30 protein-coding genes and 1 pseudogene are annotated in these 25370 nt (G+C 65.0%); 18 read left to right on the top strand and 13 right to left on the bottom strand.

Translation table 11 applies throughout. The features are described from left to right. The 4 genes from A9W95_RS07120 to A9W95_RS07135 all read left to right on the top strand — a co-directional run. Nucleotides 1-336 (top strand): LysR substrate-binding domain-containing protein (locus A9W95_RS07120; RefSeq protein ID WP_253851584.1); only part of this gene is annotated, 336 nt, incomplete at its 5' end. Between the two features lie 9 nt (nucleotides 337-345). After that, nucleotides 346-1044 (top strand): hypothetical protein, encoded by a 699-nt coding sequence (locus A9W95_RS07125; RefSeq protein WP_067410140.1) that lies wholly within the window; start codon nucleotides 346-348, stop codon nucleotides 1042-1044. Between the two features lie 27 nt (nucleotides 1045-1071). Then, nucleotides 1072-1512, top strand: coding sequence for a PPOX class F420-dependent oxidoreductase (locus A9W95_RS07130; protein ID WP_067410299.1), 441 nt, complete (start codon nucleotides 1072-1074; stop codon nucleotides 1510-1512). Nucleotides 1513-1521: 9 nt separating this feature from the next. After that, nucleotides 1522-2277, top strand: a complete 756-nt coding sequence (locus A9W95_RS07135; RefSeq protein ID WP_067410141.1) for an enoyl-CoA hydratase/isomerase family protein — start codon at nucleotides 1522-1524, stop codon at nucleotides 2275-2277. Here the strand turns inward: A9W95_RS07135 and A9W95_RS07140 are convergent. Continuing rightward, nucleotides 2258-2461, bottom strand: coding sequence for a bacterioferritin-associated ferredoxin (locus A9W95_RS07140; RefSeq protein WP_067410143.1), 204 nt, complete (start codon nucleotides 2459-2461; stop codon nucleotides 2258-2260). The two genes, A9W95_RS07135 and A9W95_RS07140, sit on opposite strands and share 20 nt — an antisense overlap. Nucleotides 2462-2757: 296 nt before the next feature. Here A9W95_RS07140 and bfr point away from each other — a divergent pair, with 296 nt between their 5' ends. From bfr to A9W95_RS07175, 7 genes are all read left to right on the top strand, one after another. Next, on the top strand, nucleotides 2758-3237 hold the full coding sequence (gene bfr / locus A9W95_RS07145) for a bacterioferritin (protein WP_067410145.1): 480 nt from the start codon (nucleotides 2758-2760) through the stop codon (nucleotides 3235-3237). Nucleotides 3238-3349: 112 nt separating this feature from the next. Next, nucleotides 3350-5434 (top strand): MDR family MFS transporter, encoded by a 2085-nt coding sequence (locus tag A9W95_RS07150; RefSeq protein WP_067410148.1) that lies wholly within the window; start codon nucleotides 3350-3352, stop codon nucleotides 5432-5434. A gap of 42 nt (nucleotides 5435-5476) precedes the next feature. Further along, nucleotides 5477-5971 (top strand): carboxymuconolactone decarboxylase family protein, encoded by a 495-nt coding sequence (locus A9W95_RS07155; protein WP_067410150.1) that lies wholly within the window; start codon nucleotides 5477-5479, stop codon nucleotides 5969-5971. Between the two features lie 37 nt (nucleotides 5972-6008). Beyond that, nucleotides 6009-7361, top strand: coding sequence for a glutamine synthetase family protein (locus tag A9W95_RS07160; protein WP_067410153.1), 1353 nt, complete (start codon nucleotides 6009-6011; stop codon nucleotides 7359-7361). Further along, nucleotides 7358-8479 carry an amidohydrolase family protein gene (locus A9W95_RS07165; RefSeq protein ID WP_067410156.1) on the top strand — a complete coding sequence of 374 codons (1122 nt, stop codon included), beginning with the start codon at nucleotides 7358-7360 and terminating at the stop codon, nucleotides 8477-8479. The genes A9W95_RS07160 and A9W95_RS07165 overlap by 4 nt, the downstream gene beginning before the upstream one ends. A gap of 31 nt (nucleotides 8480-8510) precedes the next feature. Then, nucleotides 8511-9344, top strand: a complete 834-nt coding sequence (locus A9W95_RS07170; RefSeq protein WP_067410159.1) for a lysophospholipid acyltransferase family protein — start codon at nucleotides 8511-8513, stop codon at nucleotides 9342-9344. After that, nucleotides 9344-9784: an SRPBCC family protein gene (locus A9W95_RS07175; RefSeq protein ID WP_067410162.1), complete on the top strand. Its 441-nt coding sequence runs from the start codon at nucleotides 9344-9346 to the stop codon at nucleotides 9782-9784. The genes A9W95_RS07170 and A9W95_RS07175 overlap by 1 nt, the downstream gene beginning before the upstream one ends. Here the strand turns inward: A9W95_RS07175 and A9W95_RS07180 are convergent. After that, on the bottom strand, nucleotides 9781-10236 hold the full coding sequence (locus A9W95_RS07180; RefSeq protein ID WP_067410165.1) for a limonene-1,2-epoxide hydrolase family protein: 456 nt from the start codon (nucleotides 10234-10236) through the stop codon (nucleotides 9781-9783). The two genes, A9W95_RS07175 and A9W95_RS07180, sit on opposite strands and share 4 nt — an antisense overlap. 65 nt (nucleotides 10237-10301) lie before the next feature. Between A9W95_RS07180 and A9W95_RS07185 the strand changes: the two are divergent. After that, a pseudogene (locus A9W95_RS07185) lies at nucleotides 10302-11206 on the top strand (dienelactone hydrolase family protein). Here the strand turns inward: A9W95_RS07185 and A9W95_RS07190 are convergent. From A9W95_RS07190 to A9W95_RS07215, 6 genes are all read right to left on the bottom strand, one after another. Continuing rightward, entirely contained in the window at nucleotides 11203-12525 is a 1323-nt protein-coding gene (locus tag A9W95_RS07190) for a cytochrome P450 (RefSeq protein ID WP_067410167.1), read from the bottom strand. The pseudogene A9W95_RS07185 and the gene A9W95_RS07190 overlap by 4 nt on opposite strands. Before the next feature lie 59 nt (nucleotides 12526-12584). Next, nucleotides 12585-13007: a lipoprotein LpqH gene (locus tag A9W95_RS07195; RefSeq protein ID WP_067410170.1), complete on the bottom strand. Its 423-nt coding sequence runs from the start codon at nucleotides 13005-13007 to the stop codon at nucleotides 12585-12587. A gap of 40 nt (nucleotides 13008-13047) precedes the next feature. Further along, nucleotides 13048-13878: an SDR family oxidoreductase gene (locus A9W95_RS07200; RefSeq protein WP_067410172.1), complete on the bottom strand. Its 831-nt coding sequence runs from the start codon at nucleotides 13876-13878 to the stop codon at nucleotides 13048-13050. Nucleotides 13879-13910: 32 nt separating this feature from the next. Further along, the gene (locus A9W95_RS07205; protein WP_067410175.1) at nucleotides 13911-14366 is read right to left on the bottom strand and encodes an SRPBCC family protein; all 456 of its coding nucleotides are present in this window, start codon (nucleotides 14364-14366) and stop codon (nucleotides 13911-13913) included. A gap of 57 nt (nucleotides 14367-14423) precedes the next feature. Continuing rightward, entirely contained in the window at nucleotides 14424-14834 is a 411-nt protein-coding gene (locus A9W95_RS07210; RefSeq protein ID WP_067410302.1) for a transglycosylase family protein, read from the bottom strand. 117 nt (nucleotides 14835-14951) lie between these two features. Further along, nucleotides 14952-15515 (bottom strand): chorismate mutase, encoded by a 564-nt coding sequence (locus A9W95_RS07215; RefSeq protein ID WP_156746061.1) that lies wholly within the window; start codon nucleotides 15513-15515, stop codon nucleotides 14952-14954. 140 nt (nucleotides 15516-15655) lie between these two features. On the opposite strand from A9W95_RS07215, the gene A9W95_RS07220 reads away from it, so the two are divergent. Further along, complete coding sequence (locus A9W95_RS07220) at nucleotides 15656-16264, top strand: hypothetical protein (protein ID WP_216638138.1); 609 nt, start codon at nucleotides 15656-15658, stop codon at nucleotides 16262-16264. Nucleotides 16265-16344: 80 nt separating this feature from the next. On the opposite strand, the gene ag85B is transcribed toward A9W95_RS07220, so the two are convergent. Further along, a complete protein-coding gene (gene ag85B, locus A9W95_RS07225) occupies nucleotides 16345-17322 on the bottom strand; it encodes a diacylglycerol acyltransferase/mycolyltransferase Ag85B (RefSeq protein WP_067410181.1) in 978 nt (325 codons plus the stop codon). Nucleotides 17323-17855: 533 nt separating this feature from the next. Here ag85B and A9W95_RS07230 point away from each other — a divergent pair. After that, complete coding sequence (locus tag A9W95_RS07230; protein WP_067410183.1) at nucleotides 17856-18992, top strand: hypothetical protein; 1137 nt, start codon at nucleotides 17856-17858, stop codon at nucleotides 18990-18992. Between the two features lie 136 nt (nucleotides 18993-19128). Here the strand turns inward: A9W95_RS07230 and A9W95_RS07235 are convergent, their stop codons facing one another. The 3 genes from A9W95_RS07235 to A9W95_RS07245 are packed head-to-tail and all read right to left on the bottom strand — an operon-like array spanning nucleotide 19129 to nucleotide 22023. After that, on the bottom strand, nucleotides 19129-19677 hold the full coding sequence (locus A9W95_RS07235) for a YceI family protein (RefSeq protein ID WP_067410186.1): 549 nt from the start codon (nucleotides 19675-19677) through the stop codon (nucleotides 19129-19131). 38 nt (nucleotides 19678-19715) lie between these two features. Further along, nucleotides 19716-20729, bottom strand: coding sequence for an alcohol dehydrogenase (locus tag A9W95_RS07240; protein ID WP_067410189.1), 1014 nt, complete (start codon nucleotides 20727-20729; stop codon nucleotides 19716-19718). Between the two features lie 22 nt (nucleotides 20730-20751). Then, on the bottom strand, nucleotides 20752-22023 hold the full coding sequence (locus tag A9W95_RS07245) for a cytochrome P450 (protein WP_067410192.1): 1272 nt from the start codon (nucleotides 22021-22023) through the stop codon (nucleotides 20752-20754). 260 nt (nucleotides 22024-22283) lie between these two features. Between A9W95_RS07245 and A9W95_RS07250 the strand changes: the two genes are divergently transcribed. From A9W95_RS07250 to A9W95_RS07260, 3 genes are all read left to right on the top strand, one after another. After that, nucleotides 22284-22691: a hypothetical protein gene (locus A9W95_RS07250; protein WP_067410195.1), complete on the top strand. Its 408-nt coding sequence runs from the start codon at nucleotides 22284-22286 to the stop codon at nucleotides 22689-22691. A gap of 14 nt (nucleotides 22692-22705) precedes the next feature. Next, on the top strand, nucleotides 22706-22999 hold the full coding sequence (locus tag A9W95_RS07255) for a hypothetical protein (RefSeq protein ID WP_067410198.1): 294 nt from the start codon (nucleotides 22706-22708) through the stop codon (nucleotides 22997-22999). An 81-nt stretch (nucleotides 23000-23080) separates the two neighbouring features. Beyond that, the gene (locus tag A9W95_RS07260; RefSeq protein WP_067410200.1) at nucleotides 23081-23299 is read left to right on the top strand and encodes a hypothetical protein; all 219 of its coding nucleotides are present in this window, start codon (nucleotides 23081-23083) and stop codon (nucleotides 23297-23299) included. A gap of 11 nt (nucleotides 23300-23310) precedes the next feature. On the opposite strand, the gene A9W95_RS07265 is transcribed toward A9W95_RS07260, so the two are convergent. Continuing rightward, the gene (locus A9W95_RS07265) at nucleotides 23311-24441 is read right to left on the bottom strand and encodes a nitronate monooxygenase (RefSeq protein ID WP_067410203.1); all 1131 of its coding nucleotides are present in this window, start codon (nucleotides 24439-24441) and stop codon (nucleotides 23311-23313) included. 172 nt (nucleotides 24442-24613) lie between these two features. Between A9W95_RS07265 and A9W95_RS07270 the strand changes: the two genes are divergently transcribed. After that, on the top strand, nucleotides 24614-25354 hold the full coding sequence (locus A9W95_RS07270) for a glucose 1-dehydrogenase (RefSeq protein WP_067410206.1): 741 nt from the start codon (nucleotides 24614-24616) through the stop codon (nucleotides 25352-25354). The last annotated feature ends 16 nt before the right edge of the window (nucleotides 25355-25370 follow it).

Consider the following 25370-nt stretch of genomic DNA (forward strand, 5'->3'; position numbering starts at 1 on the left):
CACTGCCTGCGAGACCAGGCCCTGGATGTATGCCACAAAGCCGGGGTGCGCATCGACCTTGCCGACACCCGGGCCGCCTCACTGGCGACCGCCGTTCAGTGCGTCATGGGCGGGCTAGGGGTGACCCTGATACCGCAGAGCGCGGTGCCCGTGGAGGCGGTCCGAAGTCGCATTGAACTGGCGCAGTTCGCCGCGCCGCGGCCCGGGCGGCAGATCGGTCTGGTCTTCCGCGCGTCCAGCAAGCGCGATCAAGCCTATCGACGATTGGCCGGCATCATCGGCGACGCGATCGGCGCCGAACAGCCGGTCCGACCGGTAATGGAGGGCACACGTTAAGTTCGGCTCATGGAGAAGGTGATCGCCGTGCTGATGCGCGCCGAGCCGGACGACGAGTGGTGCAACCGGCAGCGCGGCGAAGTCGCCGATGCGCTGTTGGCGCTCGACGTTCCCGGCCTGGCGGTCAATGTCCGGGACAGCGCGGTGCGTGACTCGTTGATGACTTTGACGACGTTGGACCCGCCGGTCGCCGCGGTGGTCAGCCTGTGGACGCAACAGAGCTATGGCAGCCAAATGGCCGCAGCGCTGCGAACGCTGAGCCAGGAGTGTGATCGGCTCGCCGCATATCTGGTGACCGAGTCGGTGCCGCTGGCCCCGCCGGTCACCGAACCCGGCGCGCGGACAACCGGTTTGGCGAACGTCGCGTTGCTGCGACGGCCTCCCGAGCTAGACCAGACCACCTGGCTCAACCGCTGGCAGCTCGACCATACGGCGGTCGCCATCGAGACCCAGGCGACGTTCGGTTATACCCAGAACTGGGTGGTGCGGGCCCTCACCGCCGATGCTCCGGGAATCAGCGGCATCGTCGAGGAGTTGTTTCCGGCCGACGCGGTCACCGACTTGAAGGCCTTTTTCGGGGCCGCCGACGACGACGATCTGCAGGACCGGCTGACCCGGATGGTCGCCAGCACCAGTGCATTCGGCGCCAATACCAACATCGACACCGTGCCCACCAGCCGCTACTTCTACCGGACACCGTTTGGATAAGCGAGGGACTTGCCGATGAGCACATCGATGGCACTGCGCGATGCAGTGAGGCTGAGCGCGACCGAAAGCGGACTGGCGGTCGTCTCGACCGTTCGCGCCGACGGGACCGTGCAGGCCTCGTTGGTCAACGTGGGCCTCTTGGCGCACCCGGCCAGCGGCGAGCAAGTGCTCGGATTCACCACGTACGGCAAGGTCAAGCTCGCCAATCTGCGGGCGCGCCCGCAACTTGCGGTCACCTTCCGTTCCGGCTGGCAGTGGGCGACCGTCGAAGGCCGCGCCGAGTTGGCCGGTCCGGAGGACGCGCAGCCCTGGCTCACCGATGCCGATCAGCTGCGGCTGTTGCTGCGCGACGTCTTCACCGCGGCGGGCGGCAGCCACGACGACTGGGACACCTACGACCGCGTCATGGCACAGGAGCGTCGCGCGGTGGTGCTGATCGCGCCGACTCGCGTCTACAGCAACGGTTAGGCTCCATCCGTGACGCTGCTGATCGAGGACCTCAACCGCGTACGCACCCTCACCCTGAATCGGCCCCAAGCGCTCAATGCGTTCAACGAAGCCCTGTACGACGCGACCGCGCATGCGCTGCTTGACGCCGCCGATGACCCGCACGTCGCCGTCGTCCTCTTGACCGGATCGGGCCGTGGTTTCAGTGCCGGCACCGATCTCGCCGAGATGCAGGCACGCATCACCGACCCCGACTTCGCGCCGGGCAAGTTCGGGTTCCCGGGGCTCATCGACGCCCTCAGCGCCTTCCCCAAACCGCTCATCTGCGCGGTCAACGGCGTCGGTGTCGGCATCGGCGCCACCATTCTCGGCTACGCCGACTTGGCGTTCATGTCCTCGACGGCGCGGTTGAAATGCCCGTTCACCAGCCTGGGCGTGGCGCCGGAGGCCGCCTCGTCGTACCTGTTGCCGCAGCTGGTCGGCCGGCAGAACGCCGCCTGGTTATTGATGTCCTCGGAATGGATCGACGCCGACGAAGCCCTGCGGATGGGGCTGGTCTGGCGGGTGTGCGAGCCCGACGTGTTGCTGGCCGAAGCCCGTCGGCACGCCGAGATTTTGGCCGCGCGGCCGATCCCGAGTCTGATGGCGGTCAAGCACACGATGGTCGAACCGGTGCGTCCGGAGATCGCCGCGGCGACGAGCCGGGAGAACGCTCACTTCGTCGAGTTGATGGGCGCCCAAGCCAACGCGGCGGCGTTGGAAGACTTCAGCAGACGGCGTCGGTAGCTTCTCGCAACTCGGCGGTGTTGCCGGCCGCGGCGGCGATGATCGCGCGGATCGTGCGTCGGCACCGCCCGCAGTCGCCCCCGGCTCCGCACGCCGCAGCGATCTCTTTCGACGTCGAAGCGCCGCGAGCGACGATGTCACACACGGTCTGGTTGGTCGCTCCAACACAGAGGCAGACGTACATCAGCAAACCCCCATGCCCTGTCGGCCTACCGGCGAAGCGCATCCATCCATAGACCGCATATTAGCCGAGTCTAACCTAAGTTCGTTAGCGCAGTCTAACCTAACTCCACCGCTAACGGCCGTCGACCTGATTTCGAAAGACGCGCCGACGGTCCTGGACCGAATGCCCGCAGAGCCCTGTCCTGCACTAGATTTAGACGGCCAGCAAAAGGTGCTGCTAGAAGCGCGCGGGTGAGCTCCAGCCCAGCCACCCGAGGCGGTTCACGATGACAGCCTTCACACCCCCGAGGAGCGATCATGCAAGGCGATCCGGATGTTTTGCGCCTGCTCAACGAACAACTGACCAGCGAGCTCACCGCCATCAACCAATACTTCCTGCACTCGAAGATGCAGGACAACTGGGGTTTCACCGAGCTGGCGCAGCACACCCGCGCGGAATCCTTCGACGAGATGCGGCACGCCGAGGCGATCACCGACCGAATTCTGTTGCTCGACGGCCTGCCGAACTATCAGCGCATCTTCTCGTTGCGCATCGGCCAGACGCTGCGCGAGCAGTTCGAGGCGGACCTAGCTATTGAGTACGAGGTGCTGGACCGGCTCAAGCCGGGCATCATCTTGTGCCGGGAAAAGCAGGACAGCACCAGCGCCGTGCTGCTCGAGAAGATCGTGGCCGACGAGGAACTTCATGTCGACTACTTGGAGACGCAACTCGAGTTGATGGACAAGTTGGGTGAGGAGCTGTACTCCGCGCAGTGCGTCTCCCGCCCACCGAGCTGAAACCATTTCGGTCGCGGACCGGTCGACAGCTAGCCGCTGCCGTGTGATTGCCGTTGGCTCACAGAGGGCACTCGTCAGGATCTGACGCCCACCAGGGCCGAGAAAGGCAGGCATGACAAGCGCGACACCATCAGCCGTGACGGCGGCCCGTCCCGCCGACATGGCGCTGAGTAGCACGCTGATCAGCCCGCAACGGCGGAACCTGATCTTCCTGGCGATCGTGCTTGGCATGTTGTTGGCGGCGTTGGACCAGACCATTGTCGCGACCGCGCTGCCGACCATCGTCGCCGACTTGGGCGACGCCGGACGTCAATCGTGGGTGGTGACCAGCTACCTGCTGGCGTCGACGATCGTCACCGCGCTGGTCGGCAAGCTCGGTGATGTCTTCGGTCGCAAGCGGGTGTTCCAGGCTGCTGTCGTGTCGTTCGTCATCGGTTCGGTGTTGTGCGGGCTGGCCCAGTCGATGGCCATGCTGGTCGGGGCGCGCGCGCTGCAGGGCATCGGCGGTGGTGGGATCACCGTCACCGCCAGCGCATTGATCGGCGAGGTGGTGCCGCTGCGCGAACGCGGTCGTTATCAGGGCATTCTCGGCGCCGTATTTGGGGTCACCACGGTGGTCGGACCGCTGCTCGGCGGCTACTTCACCGACTACCTCACGTGGCGATGGGCGTTCTGGATCAACCTTCCGGTGTCGGTGGTGGTGATCTTCGTGGCCGCCGCGGCGATACCCGCGCTGACCGCAACCACCAAGCCGGTCATCGACTATGCCGGGATCGTGTTCATCGGCTTGGGTGCCGCCGCACTGACCCTCGCCACCAGCTGGGGCGGGACGCGGTACCCGTGGGGTTCGACGACGATCATCGGGCTGTTCGTCGGTGCGGTGGTAGCACTGTGCGCGTTCGTGTGGGTGGAAAACCGCGCCACCGAACCGATATTGCCGATCCGGCTCTTCAGCAGTCCGGTGTTCACCGTGTGTTGCGTGCTGTCTTTTGTCGTCGGCTTCGCGATGCTGGGCGCGATGACGTTCCTGCCGACCTACATGCAATACGTCAACGGCGTCTCGGCGACTACGTCGGGCTTGCGCACCCTGCCGATGGTCGTCGGCATGCTCATCACGTCGACCGGCAGCGGCACGCTGGTCGGCCGCACCGGCCGGTACAAACTCTTCCCTGTCGCGGGCACCGCCATCATGGCCACGGCCTTCGTGTTGATGTCGCGCATGAACCCGTCCACCTCCGCCCTCGTGCAGTCGCTGTACTTGCTGCTGTTGGGCGCGGGCATCGGCTTGTCCATGCAAGTCCTGGTCCTCATCGTGCAGAACACCTCTAATTTCGAGGACCTCGGCGTCGCCACCTCCGGTGTGACCTTCTTCCGCACCATCGGAAGTTCCTTCGGGGCAGCGATTTTCGGATCGTTGTTCGTCAACTTCCTCAATCGCCGAATGGGTCCGGCGCTGGCGGCCAGCGGTGCGCCACCCGATGCGGTCAGTTCCCCGGCGGCCCTGCATCGGCAACCACACAACGTGGCCGCGCCGATCGTGCAGGCTTACTCCGAATCACTGAGTCAGGTTTTCCTGTGGGCCGCGCCGGTGGCTGCCGTCGGCTTTCTGTTGGCGTTGTTCCTGCGCGAGGTTCCGCTGCGCGACATCCACAACAGCGCCGTCGACCTCGGCGACGGCTTCGGGATGCCAAGCACCGATACACCGGAAAGCTTGCTGGAGAACGCCATCGCGCGAATGCTGCGCGGTGACCCGGGTGTCCGACTGCGTAGCATCGCGATGCGGCCCGATTGCCGACTCGACGTCGCCGGCCTCTGGGGCGTCATGCGGGTCAACCGCTTCGGCCAATTCTTCGGCACCGCTCGGCTGACCGATATCGGCGACTATCTGCGGGTGCCCTTCGAAGTGCTCGAACCCACCTTCACCCGCCTAGCCGCCACCGGTTACATCCTGCGCGACGGCGACCGCATGTGGCTGACTCCCGCGGGCGTAGCCCAAGTGGAGTACGTGTACTCGCTGCTGCTGGGCTGGATCATGGACAAGCTGGAGCGTTCGCCCGGCTTCGCGGGTCGCCCGGACCGCCGCAGGGTGGAGGAGGCCCTGCAACATGTCGCGTATCGGCTTCTGGTGCAACGTGATTGGGGCGGCGACGCGCCGACCATGGCGATCGCCGGACCGCACGCCAAGGCGGCGACCTGACCGTTCGCCGGTGCCCGCTGGGCTCGGGCGTACCATCTCGCCATGAGCCGAATCGGAACCTTTCCTGACGACGACGTCTATGGCTGGATCCTGAAGTCTCCCGATCTGGGCGGTGCGATCGCCAACTTCAGTCAGGCGGTCTACACCAAGAACCGGCTGCCGTTGCGCACCCGCGAACTAGCGCGCGCCGTCATCGCCGACAACAACGAATGCGTCGTGTGCGCCAACACCCGCGACGCCGATGGACCGGCGGCCGGCGTCGACGAAGACCTCTACGAGCATGCGTCGCAGTGGCGCACCTGGCCCGGCTACAGCGAACAGGAGCGGCTGGCCGCCGAGTTCGCGCACCGGTTCTCCACCGAGCACACCGCCCTGCGCGACGACGAAGACTTCTGGGCCAGGGCGCAACAACACTTCTCCGAGGAGTTGCTTGCCGACTTGGCGCTGTCGTGTGCCCTGTGGGTCGGTATGGGCCGGGTCTTGCGCACCTTGGACATCGGTCAAGCCTGCAAACTCACCTTGCCCAGCCGCGCTTGAGAACACGCGGCTGACACCCGCGCTGCACAATGCTGCCATGACAGCCACTCCGCTTGCCGCCGCGGCGATCGCCCAACTGGAGGCCGAGGGCGTCGACACCGTCATCGGCACGGTGGTCAATCCCGCCGGATTGATCAACGCCAAGACGGTGCCGATCCGGCGGACGAACACCTTTGCCGATCCGGGGCTGGGCGCCAGTCCCGTCTGGCATGTCTTCGCCATCGACCAGAGCGGAATCGCGTTCACCGAGAATCTCAGCGTCGTAGGCGATCAACGGATCCGGATCGACCTGTCGGCGCTGCGCATCATCGGTGAGGGCTTGGCGTGGGCGCCGGCATCGTTCTTCGATCAGGACGGCGAGCCCGTCGCCGCCTGCAGCCGCGGAACGCTGCACCGCGTCGAAGCCGCGCTCGCCGATGCCGGCATCGAGGCCGTCGTCGGCCACGAGGTTGAGTTCGTTCTCGTCGGACCGGACGGGCAGCAGTTGCCCTCGACCTTGTGGGCACAGTACGGGCTGGCCGGCATCCTGGAACGGGAAGCATTCGTCCGTGACGTCATCGGCGCCGCCACGTCGGCCGGGGCGGCGATCGAGCAGTTCCATGCCGAGTCGGGGGCCAACCAGTTCGAGCTGTCGTTGGCACCGCACGCACCGGTGGCCGCTGCCGATCAGTTGGTGCTGATGCGCATCATCCTCGGGCGTGCGGCGCGCCGGCAGGGGTTGCGCGTCAGTTTCTCCCCGGCGCCGTTCGCCGGCAGCGTGGGATCGGGTGCGCACCAACACTTTTCGTTGTCCACCGCGGACGGTCCGCTGTTCTCGGGCGGACCGGGTCCGGGCGGCATGACCGCGGCCGGACAAAGCGCGCTGGCCGGCGTGCTGCGCGGACTGCCCCAAGCCCAGGGAATATTGTGCGGGTCGATCGTGTCGGGGCTGCGGATGCGGCCGCGCAATTGGGCGGGAGCGTACGCGTGTTGGGGCGTCGAGAACCGCGAGGCTGCTCTGCGCTTCGTCGAGGCCAACATCGGCAATCCGCGCGGCGGTAACGCCGAGGTCAAGATCGTCGATCCGTCCGCGAACCCCTACCTCGCATCGGCAGCGATCCTGGGGCTCGCGCTCGACGGCGTCCGGTCGCAAGCGGAGCTGCCGCCGGAAACAACCGTGGACCCCGCGCAGCTCTCCGAATCCGACCGCGTCAGCGCCGGAACCGTGCTGCTACCCGAATCACAGCGGGAAGCTCTTGCCGCACTGGAACATTCTCAACTGATGCGGTCCATCCTCGGCGATGCCGCAGTGGACTCGGTCGTCGCGGTCCGACGCATGGAAGACGAGCGTTACGGCGACCTGGATCCGGCGGCTCTGGCCGACAGATTCCGGATGGCTTGGAGCGTATGACCGGGCTGAAGGAATGCTCGGCGCTAGGGGAGCACATCGGGTCACTGCTGCTGGTCGATCAGCACATGCACGGCTGCTGGTTGACCGCGGGGGACCGGCAACGCTTCGAGAACGCCCTGAACGAGGCCAACACCGAGCCGCTGGCCGACTTCGACTCCGGCTTCGACACGCAGCTCGGTTTTGCCGTGCGCGCGCATTGCGGCCGCCTTCTCGGCTTACCGAAACATGCGGACCCGCAAGCCTATTGGGCGCGCCGCAGCATGTTCGACGAGGTCGAGTTGGCGCGCCGCTTCCTGCCGGCCGCGGGGGTGAGCAACTGGTTGGTCGACACCGGTATCGGATCGGATGTCACCGGGGTCGCCGAGCTGGCCGATTTGTCGGGCGGACCGGCGCACGAGGTGGTCCGCCTCGAACAAGTCGCCGAGCAGGCCGCGCAGGCCGCTGGGGACTACGCCTCGGCGTTCCAGGACATTCTCCAGCGTCGCACGGCCACCGCAGTCGGCACCAAGTCGATCCTGGCATACCGCGGGGGGTTCGACCGGGACCTGGCCGAGCCGGCGCCCGCCGAGGTGTCGACGGCCGCCCAGCGGTGGCGTGACCAGGGCGGGGTCGGCCTACACGACCGCGTCCTGCTCAGCTTCGGGTTGCACCAAGCGTTGCGCCTCGGCAAGCCGCTGCAGTTGCACGTGGGACTGGGCGACCGCGATTGTGACCTGCACAAGACCAATCCGCTGCATTTGCTCGACTTCTTGCGCCAGTCGGGTGATACCCCGATTGTCTTGCTGCACTGCTATCCCTACGAACGCGAAGCCGGGTACCTCGCCCAAGCGTTCAACAACGTCTACGTCGACTGCGGTCTGAGCGTGAACCACCTGGGGGCCAACGCGCCGGCGTTCCTTGCCCGAATGCTCGAGCTCGCGCCGTTCCGCAAGATCCTGTACTCGTCGGACGGGTACGGTCCCGCAGAGTTGCACTTTCTGGGTGCAGCGTTGTGGCGCAATGGAATTCATCGCGTACTGCAACGATTCGTCGACAGTGGCGACTGGAGCGAGCGCGACGCCGTCCGGGTGGTGGATCTCATCGGCCGGGATAACGCCGCCCGCATTTACCGCGTTTGACCACCGCCGACACCGGGGTATATAGGCGATCATGGCCACCCTCGGGGATGTCTTGGACTGGGCCCGCAAGCAAGTCGTCTCGCGGGTCCCCAAAGCCGACCTCGATCAGCGGGACCCGGACTACATCCGCGACCAGCTGCCGGGCACCTGGCTGCTGGCGTCGCTGTACTTCCGCGCGGACGTCCGGCACCTGGACCGGATACCCGCCGACGGACCGGTGCTACTAGTGGGAAACCACAGCGGCGGCAACGTCCCGCCCGACACGTTTGTGTTCACCCTGGCGTTCTGCTCCTATTTCGGCGTCGAGCGTCCCTTCTACCAGTTGGCTCACAACTTGGTGGTATCGGCGCCGCCGCTGGGCTGGCTACGCAAGTTCGGCACCGTCGCCGCCAATCATGACAACGCCCGATTGGCGCTGGAATCCGGCGCGGCGTTGCTGGTCTACCCCGGTGGTGACTACGAGGTGTTTCGCCCGTCGTGGGAGCGACACAAGGTCGACTTCGGGGGGCGCATGGGTTACGTGCGATTGGCCCGGGAGGCCGGCGTGCCGATCGTTCCGGTCGCCAGCGTCGGCGGGCAGGAGAGCGCATTGTTCCTCGACCGCGGCCAATGGCTGGCCAAGCTCTTGATGACCGATAAGTTGTTGCGGCTCAAAAGCATACCGATTTCACTGGCCTTACCGTGGGGTGTGAACATCAGTGACTTGGCGGGGCACATACCGCTTCCCACCAAGATCGTGATCGAGGTGCAAGATCCCATCGAGGTCGACGGTGATGATCAGGCGGTGCACGACAAGGTGCTGGGCAGCCTGCAGGCAGGTGTCGACCGCCTGGCCGCCGAGCGTCGGTTCCCGGTGATCGGCTGATGCGCGTCGAACGCCGTTGCGTGATCGACGCCGATCGCGACGAGGTCTGGAAGACGGTCAGCGACCCGGACTGCTACCCGTCGTTCATGAGCAACCTGGAGCGCTGGGAGGCGGCGAATGACCACCCGCCGGGCGTAGGTGCCCGCTATACCGTGCACTGGAAGATCGGTTCGGTGCCCGTTGGCGGCCTGATCGAAGTGGTCGAGTTCGACGAGGGACGCGACCTGGCGTTCGTCGGCATCACCGGGGTTACGCTGCGGGGCCGGATCCGGCTACGCGATGCCTCCGATGGCCGGACCAAAGTGACGTTTCGGATGTCGTATCAGGCACCGGGCGGCTTACTGGGGTATATCGCCGATCGCATTGCCGTGCGTCAGGTCGGGCGCACCCTGTCAGACACCCTCAAGCGCCTCAAGGGGCTCACCGAGACCGGCGCCTAGACGACGCCGGTAGCGTCGAAAACCCAAGAGGTGTCGACGGCCAGGTTCTCGAAGTGACTGGGCGGGGCGAAGGCCACCAGGCTGTTGAAGTCCCAATAGTCTTTCCACAGCGCGATTTTCCCGTCGAGCACCTTGTGTACCGTGACGAATCTGAGCACACCCTGCTCGCCGGTTTCGAAGGTCCACGTCTCGGAGTGCTCGTACATCACGTCGGCGCCGTTGGACAGCAGCAACCCGTCGTGATTGTCGTACCCGGCCAGCGGTCCGAGCCCGATCTTGAGTCGCGTCACGATGTCATCGGGTCCGCGTGCCGACACCGCGGGCACCGGCATGTCGACATACAGGCAGTCCGCGGCCAAGAACGTCTTGACTGCATCCCAGTCGCGGCGAGAAAGTGCACCCCAGAGCCCGAGCACGACCTCCTCGGCCGTGCTCGTCGAAACGTCGGTCATAGCGGTCAATTAACGCGGTCGACGAGCAGGTGTCAACCACAGCCAACGCGCGCATACTCACCAACGTGACCTCGCTACACCGCTACATCGCCGAGGAGATCGCGGCTGACCACATCGACGGTCTGCTGAACCGCCGAGAGGCCCTGCGGCGGCTGGCGTTACTCGGGGTTAATGCGGCGGCCGCGACCACCCTGATCGCCGCCTGCGCCACCCGAAAGGGCTCAGCGCCGATGCCGGCGGGTTCGGCGCCGTCATCTGTTACCTCGGTGGCACCGCCGGGGATGGCCAGCGCACTGCCGACCGAGCCGATCAGCTGGCGCGGACCGCAGGGAACGTTGCAAGCGGCATGGGCGCAGGCACCCCATGCCAAAGGCGCCGTGCTGGTGGTCCACGAGAACAAGGGCCTCACCGATTGGGTGCGGTCGGTGGCCGGGCGCCTCGCCGGAGCGGGCTATTCTGCCCTGGCCGTCGACCTGCTCTCCGAGAAGGGCGGGACGCAGGCGTTTTCCGATCCCGCCCAAGCAACCGCCGCGTTGGGTTCGATAGCACCCGAGCAGTTCATTCACGACCTGGACTCCGGTGTCGAGCAATTGCGGGTGCGCGCCCCGGGGCAGAAGGTGGCCGTCGTCGGCTTCTGCTTTGGTGGTGGGCTGGTATGGCAACTGCTGAAGGCCGGCGGACTCGGGTTGTCCGCCGCGGTCCCGTTCTATGGGCCGCTGCCCGACAACCCCAGTTTCCGCGGCGCCAAGGCCGCGGTGCTGGCCGTCTACGGCGCCCTCGACGCGCGAGTGACCGGGTCGCAGCCAGCGGCCAAGGCAGCGCTGGACAGTGCCGGACTGGCCAACGACTTCCTCATCGAACCGGCGCCGACCACGCATTCTTCAACGACACCGGCCCGCGCTACAACGCCACTGCGGCGGCCGATGCGTGGCAGCGGCTGCTGGACTGGCTGGGGCGATACCTTTCCTAGGACGTCACCATGGAGTGCGCCGGGCCCAGGCTAACCGGCAGGGTCGACCAACCGCGTAAGACTCGCGTGGGTCGCCGACTTCCGGTTCCGGCGGAGCGCGCCTGAGGGAAGCGGTCAAAGAAGGTGCGCAGCCCGACTTCGCCCTCGGCGCGGGCCAGTGCCGCACCCAGGCAGAAATGCCGGCCGCCGGAGAATGCAAGATGCCTTCCCGCGTTTGTCCTTTCGATGTCGAAGCGGTGCGGCTCCGGGAACACGGCGGGATCCCGGTTGGCAGCGGCCAGATAAACCACCACCATCTCCCCGCGCTCGATGGTGGTGCCCGCCACTTCGACGTCCGTGCGGGCCACTCGGGCGGTCAGCTGAACCGGAGAGTCCAATCGCAGGATCTCCTCCACCGCGTTGGGCCACAGCTCGGGCCGGTCGCTTAGCGTCCGCAAGTGATCGGGCCGGTCCAAGAGCATGCGGATACCGTTGCCCAGCAAGTTCACCGTGGTCTCGAATCCCGCCGCCAGCACCAAGCCCGCCAGGGCCTCGAGTTCGGTACGGCTCAATTGCGTTTCTGCCGAACCACTTTCGGCGGTCTGAAGCAACTGACTCATGAGGTTCTCGCCGGGGTTGCGGCGCAGGTGGTCGAGATGTTCGGTCAGCCAGGTGTTGAAGCCGGCAAGTCCCTGCTGCACACTGCGGTACTGGCGCCAGGGCAGGCCGATGTCCAGGCTCGGGGCGGCCAGCTCACCGAACTCGAGCACTCGCTGTCTTTCGCGCGCGGGCACTCCCAGGATGTCGCTGATGATCGCGACCGGAAGCTGAGCACAGTACTGGTCCACAATGTCGACCACGGCGGTGTTCGGCAGGCCGGCCAGCCGATCCAGCAGCTCGATCGCGGTCTGCTCCACTCGATCTCGCAACGCGGCGACGGCTCGCGAGGTGAAGACCGCCGACACGGTCTTGCGATAGCGGGTGTGGTCGGGCGGCTCGACGGCCAGCAGCGAGGGCGCACGCAGCGGATGCAGCAGGTCGTCTCGGGTACGCCGCTCCAGCCAGCGCACCGGCGCGGGCAAGTTCGCCCCCATGATCAGCACTCGGAAGTCGTCGGAGCGCAGCAGTTCGTGTGCCACTCCATGATCCACGGCCAGATAGTTGACCCGGGCCCGGACCAGGGGACCGAGCCGCCGTAGTTCGTCATAGAACGGCACCGGATCGGCGACCACTGCGGGATCGGCGATCAGCCGGGACTGGACATCGCCGCGCCGGACCCCGATGGCCGCGACTGCGCGGATGAACCCGTGCATCGCCAGCCAGTGCAGCGCTTCTTTCAAGGCTCCTCCATTGGTCGACGGGCCACCCGGTCTTGCTCAGGGTAGGCCGACCTCAGAGGTCAGCACTCGGCGGTGAGCTTGAAATCCTCAGTGATTGTCTTGTTGGGGTTGCTGCTGTTGATGCCGTAGGCACTGCCGGTGATGGTGTAGCTGTTCTTGTTCAGGTCGACGTGGGCGTCACCGACCCCGCCCTCGTAGTAGCTACCGGTGAAGCCGTTGATGTTCTGAATCTTCACCCACTGGGGAATCGCCCGGTCGCCACTGAGCATCACCACCGCCTGCACCTGCCCCTCGCGGTCGCGGATGTCGATGGTTCGGTAGGACTGCACTTGGCTGCAGGCGGGCGGGCGGGTCGTATGGGTGTTGCCGTCGAGCGTGAATCGCGCGGCCTTGCGCGGCACCGTCTGAACCTGTCCGCATCCGGAGACGCCGGCAACAACCGCCAGCGCGGCTCCGGTGACCGTAACCAACCGCTTTCCCACTAGCGACCTCCATGTCGACGTGAGCGTTGTCCAGGAGACATTACTGCCGTTCGGGCCCCAATGTGGGCAAGCTCTTCAGGATGCGACCGCGCACGAATTCCGGACTGACTCCCTTGAGTCGGTCGATCCAGCGGATGCCCTTGGGGACGTACCAATGCAACCGGCGCGGGTGGTGGTAGGCCCGCCAGGCCGCCTCGGCGACGCTGGATGCCGGCATCAACCGAAACATGCCTTTCTTCGGCGCGGTGGCGCGCAGCTCGTCCGCCGACATGGTCGCCGCTCCGGGCGCGGAGTGGTTGGGAGTGGAGGTCAGAATCGCGGTGTCGATCAGGCCGGGTAGCACGTCGGCAACGCGCACTCCGTGTCGCTGCCACTCCACGCTCAGCGCTTCGGTCAGTCCCTTGACCGCGTGCTTGGTCGCCGAGTAAACCGCCAAGCGCGGCATCCCATAGGTACCTGAAGACGATGAGGTCGAGAACATCAGACTCCCCGGCGCCCTCTTGAGGTAGGGGAGCGCAGCATAAGCCCCGTTGAGGACCGCTTTGAAGTTCACCTCGACCACCCGCATGGCGGCGTCGTACGGGACGTCCTCGAACCAACCGCTCTCGCCCACACCGGCGTTGTTCCACATCATGTCGAGCCCGCCGCCCGGGTTGCCGGCGCAGAAGTCGCGCAACGCGCCGTCCAACGCGGCCTTGTCAGTCACGTCGACGGTACGGCTCCACAGGCCAGAGCCCAGGTGCGCGCTCAGGGACGCGAGCCCTTCCTCGTCGCGGTCCACTGCGCCGACCCGCCAGCCTCTGGCGTGAAACAACAGTGCGCCTTCGCGGCCCATGCCGCTGCCGGCACCGGTGATGAATATCGACTTCATCTCGCCCTCAAACGATCGGATCGAGCCGCCCCTCAGCTAGCTTCGACCACGTCTTTGATGCGATGCAGCGTCTTGGTCATGTCTCTTATATTGCGACGTTTACGTAGAAAACCTCCTAACAGCCAATAGATGGGAACCCATGGGAGGTCATTGAGCCGGAAGGACTCGGTCACGTCGGTGCCGTCGCCGGCTGGCACCAGTTGGTAGTGCCAGTTGTTCACGGGTCGATCGCCGAGGAACACAGCAAACCCGAATTCACGTCCAGGCAGGCAGCCGGTCACCTCGCACACTGACCAGTAGACCGGTCCGACTTCGTTGCGGCGGACGTGGCCGCGGAAGCGGGCACCCAGCTCAGGGCCGGTAGCGTCGCCCAACCACTCCGCCTCGAACGTTTCGGGCGAGAATCGTCCGGTATTGCGAATGTCGGCGATTAAATCCCAAATTTTGTCGGCGGGCGCAGCCATATGAACGGTCACCGAACCCTGCATTTCACATTCCCTACGTGCAGACTGTAACGAAACGGAAAGTCGAAACGATATTCTTACTTACGGCGTGAAGGCGTCGATGATGCCGGCCACGGCGTGCTGCAGGGAGCGAGCGGGTTTCGGCAACGAGGCGGGGACCGGTGCCATGCCGCCGGCACTGCTGCACTTCGGCCACGCGGCAGGTCCCTGGCCGGCCAGGACGCGGTTGGCTACGGTGATTTGTTGCTGCTTAGAGGCTTTTGCCGGGTTTCCCACCCCACCGTATTCCTCCCATGTGGCTTGCTTGAACTGCAGGCCGCCGTACTTGCCGTTACCGGTGTCGGCCGCCCAGTTGCCATTGGATTCGCATTGCGCGACGGCCTCCCAGTTCATGGCTTCGGCCTGCGCGACACCCGCACTGAGCGACATCGATGCTGCGACGAAACCGGCGGCCAGGGCGGATTTGATGAGGGGCTTAGTGATGTTTGTCATGTCCGGCATTTCGCCGGCCGTGTTCGAAGTGTTACCGATTAGAAAAAGTTGTGAGATCAGAAATCTATCGCACCGAGATTGGTGCGAAGTGAAGCAAATAGTGTCCTATTGCACGAATCAGGCGGGTGCTGCGGACGAGCAGAACGAGCCGGTGGCGCTGGTAAGCGCCCGTTGGTAGAGGCTGTCGAGTAGACGTCTCCGTATCGTTTCGCGCACGGCGGCAGCCAGCTGCGGCCGGCAATCCGGTGCCTCCAGCAAACTTCGATTAAGAGCGATCTGAGACATAATCTTAGTGTTCAGCGAGTCGATCGCAGACCGCGGTACCGACAGATCCGGCGGCGCGGAAGGCACGGTCGCCGGGTTGAGCTTCCAGTCGGCGAACCGGGTGTACTCGATCGCGTCGATCGCGTCGATCTGATCGCGAAACACCCGGGCGACATAGTCCGGGTCAATACCTTGCGCGCGGGCCTCGTCGCCGAGCGTGGCCAGCTCTTGCTGTTCGCGTTCGGGATCCTCGATGGCGCGCTGGGCACTCCACTTATAGGCGGCCACCGGCTCGGCGGTGGCCAACCGTTGCGCGGCGGCGTCGACGAGTTCAGCCAGCGGGTTCGTCGAGTCCCCAGTCGCCGGGGGTGAGATACCAACCAGGGCGGCTGCTAGAGCTGTCAACCCGGCTTGCAGGAGCCTCGACGCCGACCTTGGTGCTCGTCTACCCACATCAGCGATTACAGCGCAGCGCAGTGAATCTTTCCGGCCGACTGCCCGATCGGCTATCCTTCGGGGCACTCGGCGACCGCCTCCAGAAGTTGCGTACACACTGCATGCGAGAAGACGACCCACTGCGTCAGAACAGTTCTCAACGACGCGCGTGGCTGCGCACGCCGGCGGCCCGAACACTGATCGCTGCGACCCTGTCTCTGTGTCTGTTGTTGAGCGTCACGACGATCGTGGTGGGACGGCTGCACCCCGGCCCTGGTGACACACTGGACAATCCAGGTGATCGGGCCAGCGACGCCGCGAGCCTGGCTCAGGTCATCACCTCCGCCAAGCAGGTCGTCGGCGTGGCCGATCTTCGCGCTATCACCGCCGGCTATTCCTTAGTGTCCTGCAAGGACCAGGACGCGCCGCCGTATCAAGGTGCCATCTACATGAATTTCGCTCTGCCCGCCGACGCGCACGCCGACGGCTACTTCGGTTTCGTCGCCGCGAAGTTGGTCGGGCAAGGCTGGACCGAAGGGCGGCCGACCACTCAACATGTCTTCGGCAAGGCCGTCGCCAAAGACGGTGTCACCGCGCTGATCTACCCGGACCACACCGACCGCCCCATCGGTGTCCTTCGGCTTTACGGTCAGTGCCGAAACATGAACAACCATCGCCGGGACGCGGCCGTGTGGACCGATGTCACCGGCGAGTTCACTCGCAATCCCTGAGTATCACCGGCGCACAAAGCACTACTGCGCTTGACGGCAATGCCGTCAAGCGCAGTAGTAACAGTGTTGCGGTGGTCTGCTCAGCGAGCGCCCAAGGCGCCCTGCAGGTCAGGCTTCATCGCGCTGAGCTGGGCTCCCCAGTACTCCCAGCTGTGAGTGCCGTCGGCGTCGAAGTTGAACACCGCGTTGTGGCCACCGGCACCGTTGTAGGCATCCTGGAACTTGATGTTGCTGCTGCGCACGAAGTTCTCCAGGAATTCTGCGGGCATGTTGGCGCCACCCAATTCCGAGGGCTTGCCGTTACCGCAGTACACCCACAACCGGGTGTTGTTGGAGACCAGCCTCCCGATCTGAACGGTAGGGTCGTTACGCTGCCAGGCCGGGTCACTCGACGGGCCCCACATGTCCGAGGCCTTGTAGCCACCGGCGTCACCCATGGCCAGACCGATCAGCGACGGGCCCATGCCCTGCGAGGGGTCCAGCAGCGCCGACAGCGAACCCGCGTAGATGAACTGGTCGGGGTGGTATGCCGCCAGGATCATGGCCGACGAACCGGCCATCGAGATGCCGACGGCGGCGCTGCCGTTGGGCTTCACGCTGCGCTGGGACTGCAGGTACTGCGGCAGCTCACTGGTGAGGAACGTTTCCCACTTATAGGTAGTGCAGCCGGCCTTGCCGCAGGCGGGGTTGTACCAGTCGCTGTAGAAGCTGGACTGTCCACCGACGGGCATGACCACCGACAGACCGGACTGGTAGTACCACTCGAACGCGGGGGTGTTGATGTCCCAGCCGTTGTAGTCGTCCTGGGCCCGCAGACCGTCGAGCAAGTAGACGGCGGGTGAGTTGTTGCCGCCGCTCTGGAACTGCACCTTGATACTGCGGCCCATCGCTGCCGAAGGAACCTGCAGGTACTCAACCGGAAGCCCGGGCCGCGAGAATGCTCCCGCTGTTGCGCCCCCGCCGGCGAGTCCGATTAGACCCGGGAGCGTCGCGGCCGCGGCCGCGCCGACTAGGAGCCGGCGGCCCCAGGCCCGTATCTTCCCGCTCACGTCTGTCATACCTGTGCCCCTGTCCTTAATTACTCATGCTCCCGGCAGAACTTACCGTGTGAGTAGGTGAAATGTCGATCTGGCCGCGAACTTATTCCAGTTCTGTATCGGTTCCCGCCGGGGATATAGCAGCTGTGCTATACGGTCCCGCCGGAATTACCGGATTCGATATAACCCCCCCAATGCGCCCATTCACGACACACACGCCCGTGCGTTATGCACGCGTTATGCACTTGCAACCGGGCAGATGACAACTCGTTTCGGGCGACGAGTACGACGCAATTGCGGCCGCGCCTTGGGCGCCCCGAGCAGAGTGCCTCCCGGGGCGGGCCGCGGCCGGACCGGTTTCTTCGGATTACCTGCGGGTTCACCGACCGGGGGAGCCGCCGTCGCGCGGACCGCGTAGGCTCGCTGCGAACAATCCGATGGAGATCATGCTGTCCCGGTCAGTTCCGCGCTCCCGCACCACCGCACCCAGGCCCCTAGGTGCGAATTCTGCTGGGCGAGGACGCAGGTTCGGGATCGATAGAGGTGCGGAAGTTTTGGATACGGTACTCGGGCTGTCGCTAACGCCAACCACCGTCGGGTGGGTTCTTGCTGAAGGGCACGGCGCGGACGGCACCATTCTCGACCATCGCGAAATGGCATTGCCCGGTGGCCGCGGGGTGAGTGCCGTGAAGACCGCAGTACAGGTCGCAGAGGAAGTAATGGGCGTCGCCGATGAGGCTGCGGCGCACGAGCAACGACTGCGGCTAATCGGCGTGACCTGGAACGACGAGGCTTCCGCTCAGGCAGCGCTGCTCATTGAAGCCCTGACCGATGCCGGTTTCGACAATGTGGTGCCGGTCCGGCAACTCGATGCCGTCGAGACGTTGGCCGAAGCGATCGCTCCGATCATCGGATACGACCGCACCGCGGTGTGCATTCTCGAGCACGAGTGGGCGACGGTGGTCATGGTCGACACCAACGATGGCGGAAGCCAAACTGCGGTCAAACATGTCCGAGGCGGATACGATGGGCTGACGTCATGGCTGACCGGAATGTTCGACCGCAGTGCCTGGCGGCCGGCCGGCGTGGTCGTCGTCGGATCGCATTCCGACATCAACGAATTCTCTTGGCATCTGGAGAACGTGCTGCCGGTGCCGGTTTTCGCCCAAACCATGGCGCAGGTGACCGTGGCGCGCGGCGCGGCTCTGGCCGCAGCTCGCAGCACCGAGTTCACAGATGCGCAGCTGGTCACCGAAACCGTCGCGGCGCCCGCCGTTCGCGCGCGCTCGATGCAATACACCGGTGCCGCAGCGGCGTTGGCCGCGGCCGCGGTGACCTTCGTGGCCTCGCTGTCGTTGGCCGTAGGCCTGCAATTGACCCCTGATAAGCACTCCGGAGCAGCACAGCATGCGGTGCGCACGTCTGCGCCTCCGGTCGCAGAAAGCCAGGCGCCTCTTCCCGTTCCGGCGCAGGTGAGGTCGACGGCGCCGGCGGCAGCACCCCAGGCGCCGGAGCAAGAGGAGCCGGTGCGTCTGACCTCTGGCGGCCAGGTGACTCAACCGAAACCAGGGGGCCAGCCCAGCAGTGCCGCGCCGCAATCGGATCCCAATGGCGGGCCGCTTCTGCTGACGCGAGTGCTGGAGCACATTCCCGGCAGTTTCGGCGAAACGAGTACTCGACCGCCGGAGTAATTAACGGCTTTGTTGGCCGACGTCACTACGGGCTCGGAATCGACGTCGTGGTAATTCTCGGCTAATGGTCCATGACGTCCCGATGAATTGGTTGCCGGTGACGCCGGCTATTCGAATGCCGGTCCTCGTTGGGTCGCTATTCACCTGTAGCGCGCACGGCGCTGAAGGAAACGGTCACGTCGTCGGCGACCCGCAGTGAGCCCATCAGCAAGGAGTAGGGCTTGACCCCGAAGGCGGACTGTCGGACGACGGACTCGGTGGACATGCGCCATGTCCCGTCCCGACGCTTGGTGTGCAGGATGACTTCATGCGGGCGCGTTTTTCCCCGGATCCGCAGCGTTCCGCTCAGCCGGTAGCTGTCCTCGACCGCGGCGATGGCCTCTGTAGTGAAGCTGATCTCCGGGAAGCGGCCGACGTTGAGGGCTTTCAACGCGTTTGATCGCACTACTGCCTTCTCTGGACCGGACAGGCCTTTGACACCGCCCTCGCCGCGCAGCACTACCAGGGAGTCGACGTCGACCACCAGTTCGGCGGCGTCGGGTGCCCCGTCGGTCCATGTCACTTGCGCGTGCCAGCAGGTCAGCCCAATGGTGAGCCGATGACCCATCCGCGCTGCCGGCCCGGCCACCCCGGTGTGAAGTGTCAACTCACCGTCGGAGGAGTCCAGTTCCCAGACGTCGGTCACAGAGCGACTGTATGTGTCGATTGAGACGGCGTTCCGGCTCAGATGGTCAACACCGTGCGGTAGCGGGTGCGGCCTTGCTCCATCGACGCGTAGCCGTCGGCCGCCTCGGACAGGGGCCGCTCCTCGATCCAGGTCCGCACACCGGACAAGACCGCGAAATGCATCGTCTCTTCAACGTCTTTGGCGGTGCCCGAAGGATGACCCGTCACGCTGAGGCCGGGTGTGATGAGTTGCACCGGGCTGATCGGCAGCGGCTCGGGCGTGACACCGATGGCGACCAATTCACCTTGCGGCAACAGTCCACCGACAGTTTCCGCCATGGCCTTGGAGTTGCCCGCAGTGCCAAGCACGACCGTCGCACCCCCCAGTGTGCGAAGTGCTTCGGCGACGTCACCGGCCGTCGAGTCGATGTAGTGGTGGGCGCCCAATTGGCGTGCGTCGTCGGCTTTTTCGGTGCCGCGGTTGATCGCGATGGTCTCGAATCCCATGGCGCGCGCGAATTGGATTCCGAGGTGGCCCAGGCCGCCCACCCCGAGAATGGCGACCCGGTCACCGGGCAATGCTTTGGTGTGCCGCAGCGCGTTGTATGTCGTCACACCGGCGCAGCCCATCGGTGCGGCTTCCGCATCGGACAGTTCGGGAGGTATCCGAGCCAGCGCATTGGATGGCACTGTCACTGATTCGGCGTACCCGCCGGGGTACTGCCAGCTGGGAACCTTGATGTTCGCGCAGTAGATGAAGGTGCCTTTACGACACGGATCGCAGCGGTTGCAATTGCCGCCGAACCAGCCGACGGCGACACGGTCGCCGACCGCGAAGTTGTCGACTCCTTCGCCGAGTTCGGCGATGGTTCCGGCGATTTCGTGTCCGAGAGTCAGTGGCCACGTCATGTTGGGAAAGCCGCCGTTGACGAAGGCCCGGTCGGTGCCGCAGATACCGCACGCGGTCACCGTTATGCGTACCTCGTCGCGGCCAGGAGGTGGCGTTGGCACCTCGACCAGTTCCATGGGCGCGCCCGCGGACTGGATCTGAACAGCCTTATGGGTGGGCATTTGCCTCCTCGGCGTGCGATCTCTAATGCGCCACAGGGCATTTGGCCGCCCCGTTGCTGTGGTAGTCGACCTGCCAGTGCTTGATTCCGTTGAGCCAGCCCGACCGCAGTCGCTCGGGCTGACCGACCGCTTCCACGTCCGGCATGACGTCGGCGATGGCGTTGAACATCAAATCGATCGTCATCCGGGCGAGGTTGGCGCCGATGCAGTAGTGCGCACCGGTGCCACCGAACCCGACATGTGGATTGGGATTGCGCAGGATGTTGAAGGTGAACGGGTCGTCGAACACTTCTTCGTCGAAATTGGCTGAGCGGTAGACCATTACCACCCGCTGACCTTTTTTGATCTGCACGCCGGACAGTTCGTAGTCCTCGAGGGCGGTGCGCTGGAACGAAGTGACCGGGGTGGCCCACCGCACGATCTCATCGGCCGTGGTTTCGGGTCGTTCCCGTTTGTACAGCTCCCACTGATTCGGGAAGTCGGTGAAGGCCATCATGCCCTGGGTGATCGAATTGCGCGTGGTTTCGTTTCCGGCGACCGCCAACAGGATCACGAAGAAACCGAACTCGTCATCGGAGAGCTTGTGCCCGTCGATGTCGGCCTCGATCAACTTGGTGACGATGTCTTCGCCAGGATTCTGCGCCCGGTCGGCAGCCATCTGCATGGCATACATGATCAGGTCGACCGAGGCGGTGATGGCGTCGTTGGTCGCAAATTCCGGATCCTGGTCGCCCACCATCTGATTGGACCAGTGGAACAACTTCATCCGATCTTCCTGCGGCACCCCGAGTAGTCCGGCGATGGCCTGCAGGGGCAATTCGCAGGACACCTGTTCGACGAAGTCGCCAGATCCTTTCGCCGCGGCTTCCTCGACGATGTGTCGAGCCCGGGTTCGCAAGTCGTCGCGGAGACGCTCGACGGCTCGCGGAGTGAAACCGCGAGAGATGATCTTGCGGAGCCGAGTGTGCTGGGGAGCGTCCATGTTGAGTAGCACGAACTTGCCCCGCTCGACCTGCTCGCCGTCTGCGCCGTCCTTGTAGCGGGGCAGGGCGGTCTTCTCCAGGCTGGAGAAGACGTCGCTACGTCGCGAGATTTCCTTGACGTCCTTGTGCTTGGTCACCACCCAGAAGCCGCCGTCGTTGAACCCGCCGGCTCCGATAGGTTGCTCGTTCCACCAGATCGGTGCGGTGCGACGCATCTCGGCGAGTTCTTCCACCGGCAATCGTTCGGCATAGATGTCTGGGTCGGTGAAATCGAATCCCGGAGGTAAGTTGGGTGTCGGCAGGGTTGGCATGGCCCACTCCTCGGTATGACTTGGAAATTAAGACACCTCGTGTCAATAAACCACTGCCGCACTCAATTGGGAAGCACCCAACCAAGATTGCCTCAGGTAGAACGTGTTCAGTTTTCCTGTCTGTCAGCCAGCGGCGAGTTTCGCTGCATCGTCCGAGCGACCTGAGACAGCATCGCCGCTGCCCCACTCAGCAAACGGGCTTGTGGTGCGGGCCACAATAGATATGCTTTGGGAAATTGGGGTCGATGGAGGGGTGCACCATGATTCGCGAGATGCTCAGCGCTGCTGCCGTCGCGGGCGCCGCAATCGGATGCGCACCGATCGCGGGTGCTGACAACGGGCATTACGAGGGCGATGTGCCCGGGATGAATTACGACGCGTCCCTCGGCGCGCCCTGCGACAACTACGAACGCTTCATCTTCGGACGCGGCCCCAGCGGTCAGGCGGAAGCCTGCCACTTCCCGCCGCCCAACCAGTTCCCAGCAGCAACCACCGGGTACTGGGTCGTTTCCTACCCCCTACGCGGCGTTCAACAGATCGGTGCGCCGTGTCCTGGTCCGCAGGTTGCGGCGCAGTCGCCGGCCGGGTTGCCGATGCTGTGCTTGGGAGCGCAGGGGTGGCAAGAAGGATGGTTCACCGGAGCAGGCTTCTTCCCGCCCGAGCCGTGACCGGCTGACCAGCGATGAGTGGCTCCGCCGCACCAGCGGTATCGCCGATCCCACGGTGGTTGCGCTTCGTGCTGGCGTCTGACCGTGCCGGATCGGCGTGGTACATCGGGACCGGGTTCTTCTTCGCGCCCGCGCTTGCCCTGTTGTCGCCTTGGCCGGCAGTCACCGCCGTGCTCTGGTGGATCATCGGCCTGGCCGGCTTGTGGCTCGGCGTGCTGGGCATCGCGATGGCCATCGGATTGGCGCGAATCTTGCGGTCCGGCAACGAGATCCCCGAATCATACTGGCGCACGCTGGTCGATTACTGACTGCGCAAGTCGATCACCGGACCGGCCCGTCTACAGTCATAGCAACCGTTCGCCACCCAATGCCAACGTTAGGAGATCCCGATGGGCTTCAATCCGAGAGACGCGGTCGACGCGGTCCGGGACATCGCCACCAACGCAGTCGAGAAGGCGTCTGACATCGTCGAGAACGCCAGTGACATCATCCGCGGCGACATCGCCGGCGGCGCGAGCGGCATGGTGCAAAGCGGCATCGAGATCGGCACCCATGCCGTCGACCGGGTGAAGGAAGTCTTCACCGGCAGCAACGACGACCTGGATTAGCCGGGCGTCGCTCAGACGGTCGCGGCCGCGTTCAACTCGTCGAGCCGCGTGGTCGCCTCGAGGTATTCCTGCACCCACCGCTCGATGACGGTTGACGTCTTCTCCACCTTCTGGAATTGACCGACCACCTGGCCGACGGGGTTGAACGCCACATCGACCGACTCGTTCGGGTACCGGTTCGTGGCCCGCACCGCCATGCCCGAGACCATGTATTGCAGCGGCATACCGAGCGGCTTCGGGTTGTCGGGCTGCTCCCAGGCTTCCGTCCAGTCATTGCGCAGCATCCGGGCCGGCTTGCCGGTGAACGACCGGCTGCGCACGGTGTCACGGCTGCTCGCCTTGGCGTATGCGGCCTGCTGCACCGGAGTGTTGGAGGCTTCCTCCACCATCAGCCACTGCGAACCAGTCCAGGCGCCTTGAGCACCCAACGCCAACGCGGCAGCGATCTGCTGGCCACTTCCGATTCCGCCGGCCGCCAGCACGGGAACGGGAGCGACCTCCTTGACCACCTGCGGCCACAAGACGATCGAGCCCACTTCGCCGCAGTGCCCGCCGGCCTCGCCGCCCTGGGCAATGATGATGTCCACCCCGGCGTCGGCGTGCTTACGGGCCTGCGAGGGTGAGCCGCACAGCGCCGCGACCTTGCGGCCTGACTCGTGGATGTGCTTGATCATCTCGGCCGGAGGGGTTCCCAGCGCGTTGGCAATCATCGTGACCTTGGGGTGCTGTAGCGCCACTTCCACCTGCGGTGTCGCCGTCGCCTCGGTCCATCCCAGCAGTTGCAGGCTGTCCCCGTCGCTGTCCTCGACCGGAACTCCGTGATCGGCCAGGATTTTCTTGGCGAAGTCGAGATGTTCTTGGGGCACCATCGAGCGCAGCGTGTTGGCCAACTCCTCGGCAGACAAGTGCGAATCCATGCCCTCGTATTTGTTGGGGATGACGATGTCTACCCCGTAGGGGTGGTCACCGATGTTTTCGTCGATCCAGTTGAGTTCGATCTCCAACTGTTCGGGGGTGAAACCGACGGCGCCGAGTACCCCGAAGCCGCCGGCTTTGCTGACGGCCACGACGACATCGCGGCAGTGGGTGAAAGCGAAGATCGGAAACTCGATACCGAGTTGGTCGCATAGGGCGGTGTGCATGCCTGCTCCTGGGGCGCTCGCCGAACTGAAACGTGTTCTAGTTTAGTACGACCGTTGCCGATGTGGCCAGCCAGGTCGTCAGCCTCGCGACTACGGCCCATCATCGTCGCGGTCGCGGTTGAGCTAGCAGGACACGTTCGACCGCAGAAACGCTGAGGTAGCGTGGCGCGTCATGGGACGCGTGGACACCAAAGTCGCATTGATCAGTGGCGCCGCCCGCGGCATGGGAGCCTCTCATGCGCGACTGCTTGTCGCAGAAGGCGCGAAGGTCGTCATCGGCGACATCCTCGACGACGAGGGGCAGGCACTGGCCGCCGAACTGGGCGCGGCGGCCCGTTACGTGCATCTCGATGTCACCCAACCCGAACAGTGGGCCGCCGCTGCGGCCACGGCGGTGCAGGAATTCGGGAAGCTCAACGTCCTGGTCAACAACGCCGGGATAGTCAACTATGGTCCGCTCAAGACCTTCGACCTAGGCAAGTGGCGGCAGATCCTGGATGTGAACGTCACCGGCACGCTGTTGGGGCTGCAAGCCGTCGTCGACCCGATGATCGCCGCCGGAGGTGGGTCGATCATCAACATCTCGTCGATCGAGGGCCTGCGCGGCGCCGCGTGGGTGCATGGGTATGTCACCTCGAAGTGGGCAGTACGCGGGCTGACCAAGTCCGCGGCTTTGGAATTGGCGCCCAACAACATTCGGGTCAATTCCATCCATCCCGGGTTTATCCGCACGCCGATGACCGAGAAACTCCCCCAAGACTTGCTCAACATTCCGCTGGGACGGCCGGGGGAGCCACAGGAAGTGTCGATGTTCGTGTTGTTCCTGGCCAGCGACGAGTCTTCCTATGCGACGGCAGCAGAGTTCGTGATGGACGGCGGGTTGGTGGCCGACGTCTCGCACAAGTCACAATAGCCGCCGGAAATCGCTC

It is taken from the genome of Mycobacterium sp. 1423905.2 (genome assembly GCF_001673155.1).
Taxonomy (GTDB): Bacteria; Actinomycetota; Actinomycetes; order Mycobacteriales; family Mycobacteriaceae; genus Mycobacterium.

Excerpts from the sequence above, each read along its gene's own strand:
- A9W95_RS07125 (WP_067410140.1), top strand. The coding sequence starts at position 346 with ATGGAGAAGGTGATCGCCGTGCTGATGCGCGCCGAGCCGGACGACGAG.
- A9W95_RS07255 (WP_067410198.1), top strand. The coding sequence starts at position 22,706 with ATGAGTGGCTCCGCCGCACCAGCGGTATCGCCGATCCCACGGTGGTTG.
- A9W95_RS07150 (WP_067410148.1), top strand. The coding sequence starts at position 3,350 with ATGACAAGCGCGACACCATCAGCCGTGACGGCGGCCCGTCCCGCCGAC.
- ag85B (WP_067410181.1), bottom strand. The coding sequence starts at position 17,322 with ATGACAGACGTGAGCGGGAAGATACGGGCCTGGGGCCGCCGGCTCCTA.
- A9W95_RS07200 (WP_067410172.1), bottom strand. The coding sequence starts at position 13,878 with ATGAAGTCGATATTCATCACCGGTGCCGGCAGCGGCATGGGCCGCGAA.
- A9W95_RS07220 (WP_216638138.1), top strand. The coding sequence starts at position 15,656 with ATGCGAGAAGACGACCCACTGCGTCAGAACAGTTCTCAACGACGCGCG.
- A9W95_RS07260 (WP_067410200.1), top strand. The coding sequence starts at position 23,081 with ATGGGCTTCAATCCGAGAGACGCGGTCGACGCGGTCCGGGACATCGCC.
- A9W95_RS07140 (WP_067410143.1), bottom strand. The coding sequence starts at position 2,461 with ATGTACGTCTGCCTCTGTGTTGGAGCGACCAACCAGACCGTGTGTGAC.
- A9W95_RS07130 (WP_067410299.1), top strand. The coding sequence starts at position 1,072 with ATGGCACTGCGCGATGCAGTGAGGCTGAGCGCGACCGAAAGCGGACTG.
- A9W95_RS07210 (WP_067410302.1), bottom strand. The coding sequence starts at position 14,834 with ATGACAAACATCACTAAGCCCCTCATCAAATCCGCCCTGGCCGCCGGT.
- A9W95_RS07270 (WP_067410206.1), top strand. The coding sequence starts at position 24,614 with ATGGGACGCGTGGACACCAAAGTCGCATTGATCAGTGGCGCCGCCCGC.
- A9W95_RS07245 (WP_067410192.1), bottom strand. The coding sequence starts at position 22,023 with ATGCCAACCCTGCCGACACCCAACTTACCTCCGGGATTCGATTTCACC.
- A9W95_RS07170 (WP_067410159.1), top strand. The coding sequence starts at position 8,511 with ATGGCCACCCTCGGGGATGTCTTGGACTGGGCCCGCAAGCAAGTCGTC.
- A9W95_RS07265 (WP_067410203.1), bottom strand. The coding sequence starts at position 24,441 with ATGCACACCGCCCTATGCGACCAACTCGGTATCGAGTTTCCGATCTTC.
- A9W95_RS07160 (WP_067410153.1), top strand. The coding sequence starts at position 6,009 with ATGACAGCCACTCCGCTTGCCGCCGCGGCGATCGCCCAACTGGAGGCC.
- A9W95_RS07250 (WP_067410195.1), top strand. The coding sequence starts at position 22,284 with ATGATTCGCGAGATGCTCAGCGCTGCTGCCGTCGCGGGCGCCGCAATC.
- bfr (WP_067410145.1), top strand. The coding sequence starts at position 2,758 with ATGCAAGGCGATCCGGATGTTTTGCGCCTGCTCAACGAACAACTGACC.
- A9W95_RS07165 (WP_067410156.1), top strand. The coding sequence starts at position 7,358 with ATGACCGGGCTGAAGGAATGCTCGGCGCTAGGGGAGCACATCGGGTCA.
- A9W95_RS07155 (WP_067410150.1), top strand. The coding sequence starts at position 5,477 with ATGAGCCGAATCGGAACCTTTCCTGACGACGACGTCTATGGCTGGATC.
- A9W95_RS07205 (WP_067410175.1), bottom strand. The coding sequence starts at position 14,366 with ATGCAGGGTTCGGTGACCGTTCATATGGCTGCGCCCGCCGACAAAATT.
- A9W95_RS07175 (WP_067410162.1), top strand. The coding sequence starts at position 9,344 with ATGCGCGTCGAACGCCGTTGCGTGATCGACGCCGATCGCGACGAGGTC.
- A9W95_RS07240 (WP_067410189.1), bottom strand. The coding sequence starts at position 20,729 with ATGCCCACCCATAAGGCTGTTCAGATCCAGTCCGCGGGCGCGCCCATG.
- A9W95_RS07180 (WP_067410165.1), bottom strand. The coding sequence starts at position 10,236 with ATGACCGACGTTTCGACGAGCACGGCCGAGGAGGTCGTGCTCGGGCTC.